At 41.7% G+C, this 13,859-nt stretch carries 12 protein-coding genes and 2 pseudogenes; 11 read left to right on the top strand and 3 right to left on the bottom strand.

Annotated elements, in window-relative coordinates; translation table 11 throughout:
- Positions 1 to 11 precede the first annotated feature (11 nt).
- The 8 genes and pseudogenes from ACVC9U_RS09525 to ACVC9U_RS09490 all read left to right on the top strand — a co-directional run bounded on the left by ACVC9U_RS09525 (position 12) and on the right by ACVC9U_RS09490 (position 8,285).
- Positions 12 to 257, top strand: coding sequence for a hypothetical protein (locus tag ACVC9U_RS09525; RefSeq protein ID WP_075754509.1), 246 nt, complete (start codon positions 12 to 14; stop codon positions 255 to 257).
- Between the two features lie 653 nt (positions 258 to 910).
- Positions 911 to 1,876, top strand: a complete 966-nt coding sequence (gene spoVK / locus ACVC9U_RS09520) for a stage V sporulation protein K (RefSeq protein ID WP_003182136.1) — start codon at positions 911 to 913, stop codon at positions 1,874 to 1,876.
- A 121-nt stretch (positions 1,877 to 1,997) separates the two neighbouring features.
- Entirely contained in the window at positions 1,998 to 3,242 is a 1,245-nt protein-coding gene (gene hflX / locus ACVC9U_RS09515) for a GTPase HflX (RefSeq protein WP_370510579.1), read from the top strand.
- Positions 3,243 to 3,260: 18 nt separating this feature from the next.
- Positions 3,261 to 4,526 carry a methionine gamma-lyase family protein gene (locus ACVC9U_RS09510; protein ID WP_075754513.1) on the top strand — a complete coding sequence of 422 codons (1,266 nt, stop codon included), beginning with the start codon at positions 3,261 to 3,263 and terminating at the stop codon, positions 4,524 to 4,526.
- 102 nt (positions 4,527 to 4,628) lie between these two features.
- Entirely contained in the window at positions 4,629 to 5,036 is a 408-nt protein-coding gene (locus tag ACVC9U_RS09505; RefSeq protein WP_003182143.1) for a MerR family transcriptional regulator, read from the top strand.
- 56 nt (positions 5,037 to 5,092) lie between these two features.
- Positions 5,093 to 6,427 (top strand): type I glutamate--ammonia ligase, encoded by a 1,335-nt coding sequence (gene glnA, locus ACVC9U_RS09500; RefSeq protein ID WP_025811550.1) that lies wholly within the window; start codon positions 5,093 to 5,095, stop codon positions 6,425 to 6,427.
- A gap of 119 nt (positions 6,428 to 6,546) precedes the next feature.
- Positions 6,547 to 7,507 (top strand): annotated as a pseudogene (locus ACVC9U_RS09495) (peptidoglycan recognition protein family protein).
- Between the two features lie 199 nt (positions 7,508 to 7,706).
- Entirely contained in the window at positions 7,707 to 8,285 is a 579-nt protein-coding gene (locus tag ACVC9U_RS09490) for a hypothetical protein (protein WP_154495906.1), read from the top strand.
- Positions 8,286 to 8,317: 32 nt separating this feature from the next.
- Here ACVC9U_RS09490 and ACVC9U_RS09485 read toward each other — a convergent pair whose 3' ends face one another.
- Positions 8,318 to 8,548 carry a hypothetical protein gene (locus ACVC9U_RS09485; RefSeq protein WP_009327761.1) on the bottom strand — a complete coding sequence of 77 codons (231 nt, stop codon included), beginning with the start codon at positions 8,546 to 8,548 and terminating at the stop codon, positions 8,318 to 8,320.
- Positions 8,549 to 8,680: 132 nt separating this feature from the next.
- On the opposite strand from ACVC9U_RS09485, the pseudogene ACVC9U_RS09480 reads away from it, so the two are divergent.
- Together ACVC9U_RS09480 and ACVC9U_RS09475 are read left to right on the top strand one after the other, a co-directional pair.
- Positions 8,681 to 8,977: pseudogene (locus ACVC9U_RS09480) on the top strand (type I glutamate--ammonia ligase); the annotation flags it as partial.
- 683 nt (positions 8,978 to 9,660) lie between these two features.
- Complete coding sequence (locus ACVC9U_RS09475; RefSeq protein WP_237562718.1) at positions 9,661 to 10,089, top strand: hypothetical protein; 429 nt, start codon at positions 9,661 to 9,663, stop codon at positions 10,087 to 10,089.
- A 616-nt stretch (positions 10,090 to 10,705) separates the two neighbouring features.
- Here ACVC9U_RS09475 and ACVC9U_RS09470 read toward each other — a convergent pair.
- Positions 10,706 to 11,050 (bottom strand): BLB8/JUQZ-1 family protein, encoded by a 345-nt coding sequence (locus ACVC9U_RS09470; RefSeq protein WP_073425996.1) that lies wholly within the window; start codon positions 11,048 to 11,050, stop codon positions 10,706 to 10,708.
- 175 nt (positions 11,051 to 11,225) lie between these two features.
- Between ACVC9U_RS09470 and ACVC9U_RS09465 the strand changes: the two genes are divergently transcribed.
- Positions 11,226 to 11,471, top strand: coding sequence for a site-specific DNA-methyltransferase (locus ACVC9U_RS09465; protein WP_237562719.1), 246 nt, complete (start codon positions 11,226 to 11,228; stop codon positions 11,469 to 11,471).
- A gap of 24 nt (positions 11,472 to 11,495) precedes the next feature.
- Here ACVC9U_RS09465 and ACVC9U_RS09460 read toward each other — a convergent pair whose 3' ends face one another.
- Positions 11,496 to 12,926: an IS1182 family transposase gene (locus tag ACVC9U_RS09460; protein WP_016886315.1), complete on the bottom strand. Its 1,431-nt coding sequence runs from the start codon at positions 12,924 to 12,926 to the stop codon at positions 11,496 to 11,498.
- Between the last annotated feature and the right edge of the window lie 933 nt (positions 12,927 to 13,859).

The following is a 13,859-nucleotide window of genomic DNA, read 5'->3' as shown; positions in this document are numbered from 1 at the left end:
GAGGTGTCCTTGTGAATTATAATACGTATATGTTAAATGAAAATGAGATTAAAGGCATTATTGAGTCAAAAGTAAAACAGAATCCTGATATACTTTATTATATTGATGATTATTACATGCAAAAGATTATAAATTTGATTATAGAAGGTGTAGCAGAAGCTATTGCAAAAAGTAATGAAGAAATATTAAAGAATATTGGAAAGATGCAAGCCGATGAAATCAAACTGGAGTCATTTAAGTCGGGTATTCGCTATTAATTTAAAGATAGGTGCATCATGGATAAATATGATCATTTTAAGTTAAAAATAGATGCTAAACCTTCATTATTACATAAGCAAACTGTTAGGAAGGCAGTAGGAGGAGCATTGTGGGGTGAAATCAGAAAAGAAGTTCTACAGAACCGCGAGTCCCCATGTAGTATATGGGGTTATCAACCTCATATTGACCAAACACTTAATCGGAGTATGATTTTGATAACATAGTAGTTAAATTAATTGATCTTGATTTAATATGCGTTAATTGCCACGCATTTCATCACTTAGGATTTACTCAATCAAAAAGCATAGCTAACAAAGAGAAGATGAAAGAACTGAGCCGAGCAACAGCCGCAGCACATCTTCAGACGGACTGGCTCCATTTCCCTAAAGACCTCATCACTCATCATTTTTTACGATTAATCATGTCAACCCGTTAAGCATTTACCAAAAAGGCAAACAGAAATAAAAAATTGGTTTGTCCGCACAGCTTACCTGAATACAATAAGAAATAAAGTATTTCTCGGGAAAGCGCAGGTTTCAACAAGACCTGCCCCGTCCTTCTCAAAAAACATCGGAATGCGCAGTCATGTAGGCGTCTGTCACGGCTTAAGCGCGCCATGAATAGGATATAAAGAGAGAATGGTGAGGTGAGTGTGTTGGAAAGGGCTGTTACTTATAAAAACAACGGACAAATCAATATCATATTGAACGGTCAAAAGCAGGTTTTGGCCAATTCAGAGGCTGAAGCCGAATATCAGGCCGCACTGCAAAAAAATGAAGCCAAACACAGCATTCTGAAAGAAATTGAAAGGGAAATGAACACGCTGGTCGGAATGGAGGAAATGAAGCGCAATATCAAGGAAATCTACGCCTGGATTTTCGTTAATAAAAAGCGCGAAGAACAAGGCCTTAAGGCCGGAAAACAGGCGCTTCACATGATGTTCAAAGGAAATCCGGGAACCGGAAAAACGACCGTCGCCAGGCTGATCGGCAGGCTTTTTTACGAAATGAATGTTCTCTCAAAAGGCCATCTGATCGAGGCGGAGCGCGCCGATCTCGTCGGTGAGTACATCGGCCATACGGCGCAAAAAACGAGGGATTTAATCAAAAAAGCGATGGGCGGAATCCTGTTCATCGATGAAGCCTATTCCCTTGCCAGAGGCGGAGAGAAAGACTTCGGCAAGGAGGCAATCGATACATTGGTCAAACATATGGAGGATAAGCGCAACGAATTCATTTTAATCCTCGCCGGATATTCGCGGGAAATGGATCATTTTCTTTCATTAAACCCGGGCCTTCAGTCAAGGTTTCCGATCAGCATCGATTTTCCCGATTACTCAGTCAGCCAGCTGATGGACATTGCAAAACGGATGATGGCGGAAAGGGAATATCAGTTCAGCCCTGAGGCTGAATGGAAGCTGAAAGACCATCTGATGGCCGTCAAAAGTACGGTCAGCCCCGCGAAGTTCAGCAATGGCCGTTTCGTCCGCAACCTGATCGAAAAATCCATCCGGTCGCAGGCGATGAGACTGCTGATGGGAGACTGCTACTTAAAGAATGACTTGATAACCATCAAAAGCCAGGATCTCGACTTGAAGGAAGACGCGCCGCACGTATAATGGCGCGTTCTTTTTTTATTTTCGAGGATTTCTGGCAACCGCTCCCTTCGTTTGTTATGATAGTACTGCTTATTGACTAACGTTAAGAAAGGAACATGATCACTTGAACGGACAGGACGTCATGAAAGAGAAAGCCATATTAGTCGGATGCCAGCTTCCCCACGTGTCTGATGAGCGTTTTTCATATTCGATGGAAGAGCTCGCCGCGCTGACGACAACGGCCGATGGAACGGTTGTTTCCACGGTTACGCAGAAGCGGAACCGTGTGGATGCTGCTACATATATCGGAAAAGGAAAAGTAGATGAATTGGCGGTGCTCTGTGAAGAGCTGTTGCCTGATGTTTTAATTTTTAATGATGAATTGTCGCCGAGTCAGCTGAAAGCGCTTGTCACAACGCTTGACGTGAAAATCATCGACCGAACGCAGTTGATCCTCGATATTTTCGCCAAACGCGCGCGGACAAGGGAAGGGAAGCTGCAAATTGAGCTGGCGCAGCTGCAATACGCCCTCCCACGGTTGAGCGGCCAGGGAATCAACCTGTCAAGGCAAGGCGGCGGAATCGGAACAAGAGGTCCCGGAGAGACAAAGCTGGAAACCGACCGGCGCCATATCAGAAACCGGATTCATGAAATCAATGTTCAGCTGTCTACCGTCATTCGCCACAGAAGTAGATACAGAGAAAGAAGAAAGAAAAACGGCGTACTGCAAATCGCGCTCGTCGGCTACACCAATGCAGGGAAATCGACATGGTTTAACAGGCTTACAGACGCCGACAGCTATGAAGAAAACCTGCTGTTTGCCACACTTGACCCGATGACCCGCAAAATGACGCTGCCGAGCGGATACAGCGTGCTGCTCTCAGATACGGTCGGGTTTATTCAGGATCTGCCGACGACTTTGATCGCGGCTTTCAGATCGACGCTCGAAGAAGTAAAAGAAGCCGATCTGATTCTTCATATGATCGATTCTTCACACGAAGACTACGAAGGCCACGAAGCGACGGTCAAGCGCCTTCTTGAAGAGCTTGAAGCCGACGATATTCCCGTTTTAACCGTCTATAATAAAAGAGACCGGAAGCGGCCGGATTTCATCCCTTCTTCAGGGAGAGGGCATATCATGACGAGCGCCAAAATAGACGGAGACCTGCCGCTGTTTAAGCAGGCGGTTGAAGACTATCTGAAAAAGGAGCTGCTCGTTCCGTATGATGTGAGAATTCCCGCTTCAGAAGGCAGGCTGTTGTCGAGAATCAAGTCTGAGACAATGACGAAAAGCACCATTTTTGACGAAGGTCGCGAAGCATATGAAGTGGAAGGATATATTCTCCCTGATCAAAACATTTTGGGAGAGCTGAAGAAGTATATGTAGGAAAGGACACTGCAGAACATGTTTGAGACATTAAAACACGGAGATCTACTAAAGAAAACGGCGGTGGAGGCTGAAACCGATATCGCTCAGATCCATAAAACAATTGATGAAATCAGTGAACGAAATGAGTGGAGGGTGCTTGAAAGCTACAGAAAGCACAAAGTATCGGACACACATTTCACACCATCGACTGGCTACGGCTACGATGACATTGGCCGCGATACGCTGGAAAAAGTCTATGCCGACGTCTTCGGCGGTGAAGCGGCCCTTGTCAGACCGCAGATCATCTCGGGAACCCATGCGATATCAATTGCTTTATTCGGCATTCTACGCCCGGGGGATGAACTTCTTTACATCACAGGCAAACCGTACGATACCCTCGAAGAGATCGTCGGCGTCAGAGGTGAGGAAAACTCAGGGTCTTTAAAGGATTTCCAGATCGGATACAGCCATGTCGAGCTGACTAAAGAGGGAGCCGTTGATTTTGATCACGTGGCAGCTTCCGTCACACCGCAGACAAAAGTCGTCGGAATCCAACGTTCAAAAGGATACGCCGACCGTCCGTCTTTTACAATTGATGAGATTGAGAAGATGGTTCGCTTTGTTAAAGAAATAAACGAAAACATCATCGTTTTCGTCGACAACTGCTACGGCGAATTTGTAGAAGAGCGTGAGCCGTGCCATGTTGGAGCGGATCTGATGGCAGGCTCGCTGATTAAAAACCCGGGAGGCGGCCTCGCCAAAACAGGCGGCTATATCACCGGCAAGGAAAAATGGGTGAAAGCCTGCTCCTACAGAATGACGTCACCTGGAATCGGCAGTGAAGCCGGTGCGTCGTTGTACACCCTCCAGGAGATGTACCAGGGCTTTTTCCTTGCGCCGCATGTTGTTTCCCAGGCATTAAAAGGAGCCGTGTTCACAGCCCGCTTTCTCGAAAAGCTCGGCTTTAGGACGAATCCTTCGTGGGACAGCAAGCGGACCGATTTGATCCAGTCTGTCGAATTTTCCACCCCGGAGCAGATGATCGCGTTTTGTCAGGCGATTCAGTACGCTTCTCCTGTCAATGCTCATGTCACGCCGTATCCGAGCTATATGCCGGGCTATGAAGACGATGTTATTATGGCGGCCGGCACTTTTGTACAGGGAGCAAGCATTGAACTATCAGCGGATGGCCCTATAAGACCGCCTTATGTGGCATATGTCCAAGGCGGATTAACCTATTCCCATGTGAAGAATGCGATATGCAGTGCTGTGGATGCGCTCATGAAGCAGGGATTAATGTAAAGAAAATAAAGAATATTTTCATGTGAAGAATCCTTACATCGTGTTGACACATTATATAACATCACATATAATAAATTTATATAAGAAAAGGAGGAAATTGAGATGAGTGATAAAATTCGCCGCTCAATGCCCTTATTTCCGATAGGTATCGTCATGCAGCTGACCGAACTGTCCGCAAGACAAATTCGGTATTATGAGGAAAATGGACTGGTATTTCCTGCAAGAAGCGAAGGGAACAGACGTTTATTTTCATTCCATGATGTAGATAAGCTGCTCGAAATTAAAGATTTGATCGAACAAGGTGTAAACATGGCAGGGATCAAACAAATTTTCGCCAAAACAGAAAACGAACAAAAAGAAGACAAACAAGACAAGCCGAAAAAAGCAGAGAAACACAACTTGTCGGATGAAGAACTGAGAAAACTGCTGAAAAACGAGCTTATCCAAGCAGGCCGTTTCCAGAGAGGGACGACATTCCGCCAGGGAGACATGTCCAGGTTTTTTCATTAATTTGTTAGCAACTGCATTGCTATATACATTTACCTTTTAGAGGAGGAGTTTTACGAATGGCAAAGTATACAAGAGACGACATTGTTAAACTAGTAAATGAGGAGAATGTAAAATATATTCGCCTTCAGTTTACAGACATTCTTGGAACGATTAAAAACGTTGAAATTCCTGTGAGCCAGCTGGAAAAAGCACTTGATAATAAGGTTATGTTCGACGGCTCTTCAATCGAAGGATTCGTCCGCATTGAAGAATCCGATATGTACTTATACCCTGACTTAGATACATTTGTGATTTTCCCATGGACCGCCGAAAAAGGTAAAGTAGCCCGCTTCATCTGCGATATTTATAATCCGGACGGCACGCCGTTTCAAGGCGATCCGCGCAACAACTTGAAGCGCATTTTGAAAGAAATGGAAGATATGGGCTTCTCAGATTTCAATCTTGGACCAGAGCCGGAATTCTTCCTGTTCAAGCTTGACGAAAAAGGCGAGCCTACCCTTGAACTGAATGACAAAGGCGGATACTTTGACCTTGCGCCGACTGACCTTGGTGAAAACTGCCGCCGCGACATAGTACTTGAGCTCGAAGAAATGGGCTTTGAAATCGAAGCGTCACACCACGAAGTTGCACCTGGACAGCACGAAATCGACTTCAAATACGCTGGAGCCATCCGCGCTTGCGATGATATCCAAACGTTCAAGCTCGTTGTTAAAACAATTGCGCGCAAACACGGCCTGCACGCAACATTCATGCCAAAACCGTTGTTCGGCGTAAACGGATCAGGCATGCACTGCAATCTATCACTCTTCCGAAACGGCGCCAACGCCTTCTTTGACAAAGACGCTGACCTTCAGCTGAGTGAAACGGCAAAGCAATTCATCGCCGGTATCGTCAAGCACGCAACAAGCTTTACAGCTGTGACAAACCCGACTGTCAACTCTTACAAGCGCCTTGTTCCAGGCTATGAAGCACCTTGCTATGTGGCATGGAGCGCGCAAAACAGAAGCCCGTTGATCCGTATCCCGGCTTCCCGCGGCATCAGCACGCGCGTAGAAGTCAGAAGCGTAGACCCTTCTGCGAACCCGTACCTTGCTTTGAGCGTACTCCTTGCAGCAGGACTTGACGGCATCAAAAACAAGCTGGAAGCACCGGCTCCGATCGACCGCAACATCTATGTCATGACAAAAGAAGAGCGCCTCGAAAACGGAATCGTAGACCTTCCTGCGACACTCGCAGACGCTCTCGAAGAATTCAAATCAAACGAAGTCATGGTCAAAGCCCTCGGCGACCATTTATTCGAACACTTCGTCGAAGCAAAAGAAATCGAATGGGATATGTTCCGCACACAAGTCCACCCTTGGGAGCGCGAGCAGTATATGTCTCAGTATTAATCTAGGAATCCCTTGGCACCAGTGGTGTCAGGGGGTTTTTTGTGGGTGTTTTTAATATATTAAGATGGAACGTTAATCACCCACAAATCACCCGCAAAAATCAATAAAAAAATTATTCCATTCTCGTGGAGATATACTTTTCATATCTATTCATTGAATCCGTGTCGATCTTTTTGGGAACGTGTATCGTGGACAAACGTACGCGTCAGCCCATTATTTTGTGGACTGTAAAGAGGCGCAGCATATTACCCGTGAAAATGAAGTTGCGTACCATGCACATGATAAAAACCGCTGTTATGTGAGTTTCCTTAAACCGAACGCTAACACAAAGTCAATCAGTGTTGAAATGTGTGTCGAAAAAGACGGCAAGATTCACAGTGAAACTGTTCAGAATGCCGCTGAATTGGTCGCCGATCTGTGCAAGCGTCACGGCCTTTCTACAGACAAGATTGTGCGGCACTATGATGTGACAAACAAAAACTGTCCGGCTCCGTGGGTGAGCGATTCCAGCCAGCTGGCGGCATTCAGGAAAAAAGTTAATGCTCTGCTTGGGAATAAAACTGTGTCAAAGACAACATCATCCACGAGCCAGTCAAGCAAATCCACAGGAACCATTCTGAAAAAAGGGTCGTCCGGTTCCCAGGTCAAGATGCTGCAGAAACGTTTGATTGCCGCAGGCTTCTCTCTGCCGAAGTATGGGGTCGATGGCTCATATGGCAATGAAACGGTGCGGGCCGTCAAAGCTCTGCAAAAGAAAGCCGGTATCACGGTGGATGGAATTTACGGACCAGCGACAGAAAAAGCATTGGCAGCCGTGGAAGCATCAAAGAAAAAGCCTTCCTCAAGCGGCAAAAAATCATCCTACCCGCTGCCGTCTGGCATCTATAAGGTAAAAAGCCCGCTGATGAAAGGGACGGCCGTCCGGCAGATTCAGGAGGCTTTAGCTGCCCTCTATTTCTATCTAGACAAAGGGGCAAAGAATAACGGCATAGATGGCTATACGGACCGAAAGTAGCGAACGCAGTCAAACGGTTCCAGCTGATGTACGGGCTGTCTGCGAATTGTATATACGGGCCATAAACGAAAGCAAAAATTGAAACTTTATTGAAGTGAAGACAACGTCCTCTATCTTGAGAACCTTCTTATACTAATCTTTTATCAGATAGAAAATTAAAAGTTTGTAAAATTCTCAAAAACAGATATTCCATATAGTTGGTTTATATGTTAATATATTACTTGTAAATATAAACTATAGGAGGTTGTTTTTGGTGTGAAAAGTATGAAGGCTAGGGTGTTAATGTTTTTTTCAGTATTTGCACTCCTAACCACAGTAGTATTGACTACGCCAGCGGCTACAGTACAGGCAAAAAATGCAACAGAAAGTTTGATCAATCATCAAGAAGTTAGCGATGTTGTGCAAAATGTTGATGAAAAAGTCATGGAAAAAGCGAAGAAGTTTGTAAAAGAAGCATTGAAAACCAATGATGATTTTACATATTCTGTAGACCGTCAAAAAGCACTCCAAATTGGTTTTTCTGTAGATCAAGTAACAAATATGGCGATGTTTTATGAAAACTTACCAACAGAACAAGTGAAATTTTTAGAGGAAGGGAAACAGGTTGCGGTAAAAGGCGATAATCAAATCAAGCCTATGTTTGTGCCTGCGTTACCTTGGGTTGTATATATTTCGTTGCAGGAGTTAATTGCAATTTTAACAGCTGTGGGATTGGCTGGTGTTGCTCAAAAGTTCTTAAAAGACATTTACACACATGGGATCAAAGAAGCATGCAAAAAGTTTTCAAAAAAACATAAGAAGATTAAAGCCTTCTGTAAAAATAATGGATATCCAACAAAATAAAAATAACTCCTGGATTAATTCCAGGAGCTTTTTTATAAGTAGATCGCCAATAAAGCTGCTAAGACAGCCATAATAAAGTAATCACTACTATCCATTTTCGTACCGTTTTTAACAAAAACATTTAAAGCCCAATTCAATTTTGTACCATCGACCGTCTTTGAAACAAATTTTTTGCCGATATTGTAATACAGCACGTTGAAAAAGGCGTATGCAACTGAACAAAGCAAATAGAGCAAGATAAACTTACCAAAAAACAAAAGCATTGCTGGTCACTCCCGCATTTTGAATTCTTCAACCAACAACTTAATTTTACCAAAAATGTTTATAAGAGAAAAGGAGGCGTTTGTAACATCTTCACCTGTCAAAAGAGGGATTTTTTCATGATAACTATAGACTTGAGTATACAGTTTGCAGCAGGACTTGACGGCATCAAAAACAAGCTGGAAGCACCGGCTCCGATCGACCGCAACATCTATGTCATGACAAAAGAAGAGCGCCTCGAAAACGGAATCGTAGACCATCCTGCGACACTCGCAGACGCTCTCGAAGAATTCAAATCAAACGAAGTCATGGTCAAAGCCCTCGGCGACCATTTATTCGAACACTTCGTCGAAGCAAAAGAAATCGAATGGGATATGTTCCGCACACAAGTCTACCCTTGGGAGCGCGAGCAGTATATGTCTCAGTATTAATCTAGGAATCCCTTGGCACCAGTGGTGTCAGGGGGTTTTTGTTTTTGTGGGTGTTTTTAATATTTTAAGATGGAACATTAATCACCCACAAATCACCCACAAAAAAATCAATAAAAAAATTACTCCATCTTATCGTGGAGATATACTCTTCAAATCTATTCGTTGAATCCATGTCAATCTTTTTGCTGACATGAATAAATATCGGATGTTACTTGAATACTTTTGTGCTCGAGTCGCTCCTGAACACGGCTGGAGAGATCTGAATGGCTTCGTTGCGAATTTTGAGAATGAAGAAACGGACAAGCTCTCTTTAGAAATCTATGAAAGGCCCATGTTGTATTTTAAGGGGAAGAAAGCATGGCGATTATTCACTAACAATATTCGGATACTGAAATGAAAAGTATCCTGGACAGCATGATCATTATTGGAGATATGAGGAAGCAAAAGGAACCAGCATTTTAATGAGCTTAGGGTCAAAGATGTTAATATATATGGAACTCGGCATCAAAGGACACCTATTATGAAATAAAACAGCGTGCAATATATCGTATAGTAAAAGCACTCGGAATAATCTGAGTGCTTTTTTGTAGTTAGTATTTCGAGGGCAAAAATTCCTATTTTATCGTTATATGGTATATTTTTTACTATGACTATGTTAGTCTCGTTAAAGAAGGGATAACAATTTGAAAACAAAAATTGTAAGCTTGCTACTTGTATTAAGTTTAGTCTGCGGATTTGCACTTCCATCTTATGCTAAGACATCGATGAATGAAAAGGCAAAAACTAATACTTCTGGAATGAATGTTATAAGCCAGTCTGAAGATGAAGCATCTTATACACTTGAATATGGCGGAAAACAGTATTTTATTGATCAAAAAACATTAGATAAAGGAACCTCTAAAGAGGCGATTAAAGTTGATCAATATTTGTTAACTGATGGGCATAAAACACTAGTTGATTCTGCTACAGTCAGTCTTTCTAAGGAATCAAGTAAGATGTCAATTCAAGCAAAATGTAGAGTGAAACAAGGTGCTTCAGTAGAATATCCTTTAGTCAAGATGCATTTGAATTCATGTTTGCAGGGGCAATGTTTGCTGGTAAGTATGTTATAAAAAAATATCTGATAATGGAAAGTACGGAATTTCTTATAATTGGGTACCTGGTACCATTTTTATTTTTCCTTAGAGAAATGGTTAATAATTGAGGTGATAATGTCAAATGAATCGTATATTGGTCTCAATAGCTATTATTATATTTTTAATTGAATATATTGTAGCCCCACTTACAGATATAGATACCGGAAAATACGGCACGTTTATAGGCTTAATATTATTGAGTATTGCGGTTCTAAGATTATCTGATAATGAAAAATCATAAATTTTTGCAGGGAGCAGACTTCAATCTGCTCTCTTTTTTGTTTATTTTATTGGAATGAAAACGACAATTTTCCGACAAACAGGGGGACTTTTTATGTTTGTTTAAACGATAAGATTTACTTTCAAAAAATAATGGGAGATGTACCAGTCCCTTATCAAGTTGGATTCGGATACTCAAATCAAGGCGATGAAGAATGAAGCCAAACGGGAGGAACATTCTGAGCCGGATCGCGCTAGTCTTGCGGCTTTGGTATCAAAGATATCAGCTTTAGAAGCCTGTAAGGATGACATTATTAACTTTGTAATTAGGCGTATAAAAAAGGAGTGAATAATCACTCCTTTTACCAAGAATTTACCGAGGTTCTACAGTAATCTTATAAATCACATAGTTATCATTGATATCATAAGCATAAACCAATGCTGTACCGAGTGAAGAATGGGAAGATACGACACCACCAGGACTTATGCTGATAAGATGGCTGCCAGAAACTATTTCCCATCTTGTATAGCCATTTAACAACAAAACATTAGAATTCCTTAGCATATGAAAATCTACTGTTGCAATGGCATCGGCAGGTTTTACAACTTGTTTAATTTGTGCTGGCTCTTGGGCAGATGCTTGATTTGTTAACGCTGGAAGAGCTAATGAAGAAATAGATAATGCTGAAACAATCAATCCTTTGTAAAACTTATTCATAAGATTTGCCCCCTAGGTTTTGATTGTGTTACAAGTCTAGTATAGCATGTAAAAATTTAGCAATGTGTGAAGTGTTTGTGAAACTTAAAATATCTCTTTAAAGAGAAAAGGGGAGTGAAGGGAAATAGATTGCAACATTTTAAATAAGATACATAATTACGATTGCATCGAGTTTATGAATGAGCATATAGATAACTGTTCCATTGATCTAACAGTGACTTCTCCTCCTTATGACGATTTAAGAAATTACAATGGATATTCATTTAATTTTGAAAAAACTGCTAAAGAATTGTACAGAATTACAAAAAAGGGTGGAGTAGACGCGGATGGTCAATATACAGAGAAAGAATTTGTCGAAGATATTCAATCAATGATTGATTATTTTCCAGAATTGGATAATAAAGAAGAGAATAATGAATAAAAAATCCTTCTTGCAAGAAGGATTTCAGACCGTTGACAAAACAGGTCGGATTTTAAAAATCCGACCTGTTTTTGTCCATTTTATTCTATTATTTCGATCAGAAGGCTGGCGGTTAGGACCTTTCCAGGTCCAATTCGCCAGCTTTTTCAGATTCATGGCAGCGAAAACAAGCATCGCCTGCATGGACAATTTTTTCTTTCCCCGTAAGGTTGTCCAGCGCAAGCCATGCTTATGTTTTAAATCGGCAAAAACTCGTTCGATCGTCTCTTTACGTTTGGCATAGATTTGTTTATTCTCTTCCGTATGCCGAAGATGATCAGCTTCGTCTAAATGATCCTGCCAGATATGTCTGTGAATCATCTTTCGATGATCTCTACTTTCTGTACACGTATGTAGTAATGGACATTGTTTACATCGATTTGGATCTGAAGCATACTCTCGATAACCTTGCCGATTGGTTGTGCGATAGGAGAGAATATGGTCTTGCGGGCAGATATAGACATCATAAAATTCATCGTAAACATACTCGTGTTTTCTCATGAATCCTTTTTTGGTTTGCGGACGCGTGTAAGGCATAACAGGGCGAACGTTTTCTTCATGAAGAAATTTTGCGATAACCGGTGTTTTGTATCCGGCATCAACTGCGACCGTATGAGGCTTGGCGACGCGCTCTTTCACTTGTTGAAACAGGGTCGTGAACACTTGGCTGTCATGAATATTGGCAGGCTCAACAACCGTCCCCAGCACAAATCCGTTCCGGTCACAAGCTGTATGAAAACCATAAGCAAAAAGGCGTTCCCGTTCACCCTTTACAAAATAGCCGCTCTCAGGATCTGTTGTACTTTCTTTTATTTCTCGTTCTTCTGAGCATTGCCTGGGCTTTAAGGGCTTTTTGCCGTTGGCTTCGCGATCGGCATTAATTTCTTGATCTAACTGTTCCTGATAAGCTCTTGTTTCTTTTCTTACGATCTTTTTCACAAACTTTTTCTTATTGGCATTCGCTTTGACATGTGTGCTGTCGATGAAGGCAACCGAAGGATCGACGAGGCCGAGATCCATGGCCTGACGTAAAATCCTATAGAAGATTGTTTCAAATAGGTCTGTGTCATGAAAGCGACGTTCATAGTTTTTACTGAAGGTTGAAAAGTGAGGGATTTTTTCAGAGAATCCATATCCAATAAACCAGCGATAGGCTACATCAGTTTCGATTCGCTTAATGGTTTCGCGCATGGAGCGATGACCAAACACGTATTGAATGAGCACCATTTTAATCAGTACAACAGGATCAATACTTGGACGCCCTTTTGAAGAATAAAGAGGGGCAACTTTTTGATAAATAAATGAAAAATCAATGGCTTCTTCCATCTTCCTGACCAAATGGTCTTCAGGTACAAGCTCACTTAAGGCAACGACTTCAAGCTGTTCACGCTGATCTTTAGAGTGTTTGGTCAACATGGTAAAACCTCCAAAAATTAGATTCCACACACATTTTAACAAAAAAAGCTTGTCGATCAAGCCACTTTTTTGTGACTTTGTCGACAAGCTGAAATCCTTCTTGCAAGAAGGATTTTTTTTATAACAATACCACACCGACGACATATACGATCGATTTAGTTATAAACAATTTTTAAAACGGGAGGTTTTGAAAAAGCGAAATGGTAATAACTAAAGTTGATAAAGAGCCCAAAGATATCAAAGATACAATTTTTCGGTTGTTTTGCTTTTTTGAAGATTTACTTAGTTCATAAATTAATGCACCCCATAAAAGCATAGATGCCAAAATAATAATACTCATATACGCATAATCCTCCTTTTTATGGTTAACATTGTCGTCGATTTTACCACATTTAGGATTGAGATGTCGATGAAATAAGCATCTTTATTTCATTTTAACTCTTATAGATTTGATTTCTTCAGGTCTATTTCATTCTTTTACTGAAGAACAAAACCGTTTATTTTCAACGCGGACATTATATTTCCTTCGAAGTTCTCACTATGAACACTGACATTCACTTACTCTCTAGTATAGAGTTCCTTATTGAAATGTCTTTATTGCTTTTGTTGTCGAAAATGAAATGGACACCTTTTATAGCCATAACAGAAAGAGACTATGCAACAAAAAAGGTTAACAAAATGAGGTTGTAAGCTGCAGCCTTATTAAAAGTCAGTACAAATGGAAAGAAATCATCCAACACGCTGCTGTACGGCATCTTTAAGGTGACAAGCGAATTAAGAGAAAGGAGCGGCTGTACGTGTCGGGAACCGTTGGCTGTTCTTTTGGCTCCAAGAGAGCAAGGTATAGTCGGCTACACGTCCAGAAAGCGGCGGGACCGTCTACTGATGGTATTTACGGGTCTAAGACAAAAGATTAAAAAAATTAGAAAAGTT

This window comes from Bacillus sp. GM2 (assembly GCF_056155945.1).
This window is presented reverse-complemented; position numbering and strand designations above follow the sequence as displayed.

Excerpts from the sequence above, each read along its gene's own strand:
- glnA (WP_025811550.1), top strand. The coding sequence starts at position 5,093 with ATGGCAAAGTATACAAGAGACGACATTGTTAAACTAGTAAATGAGGAG.
- ACVC9U_RS09485 (WP_009327761.1), bottom strand. The coding sequence starts at position 8,548 with ATGCTTTTGTTTTTTGGTAAGTTTATCTTGCTCTATTTGCTTTGTTCA.
- ACVC9U_RS09470 (WP_073425996.1), bottom strand. The coding sequence starts at position 11,050 with ATGAATAAGTTTTACAAAGGATTGATTGTTTCAGCATTATCTATTTCT.
- ACVC9U_RS09490 (WP_154495906.1), top strand. The coding sequence starts at position 7,707 with ATGAAGGCTAGGGTGTTAATGTTTTTTTCAGTATTTGCACTCCTAACC.
- ACVC9U_RS09465 (WP_237562719.1), top strand. The coding sequence starts at position 11,226 with ATGAATGAGCATATAGATAACTGTTCCATTGATCTAACAGTGACTTCT.
- ACVC9U_RS09505 (WP_003182143.1), top strand. The coding sequence starts at position 4,629 with ATGAGTGATAAAATTCGCCGCTCAATGCCCTTATTTCCGATAGGTATC.
- ACVC9U_RS09510 (WP_075754513.1), top strand. The coding sequence starts at position 3,261 with ATGTTTGAGACATTAAAACACGGAGATCTACTAAAGAAAACGGCGGTG.
- ACVC9U_RS09460 (WP_016886315.1), bottom strand. The coding sequence starts at position 12,926 with ATGTTGACCAAACACTCTAAAGATCAGCGTGAACAGCTTGAAGTCGTT.
- hflX (WP_370510579.1), top strand. The coding sequence starts at position 1,998 with ATGAAAGAGAAAGCCATATTAGTCGGATGCCAGCTTCCCCACGTGTCT.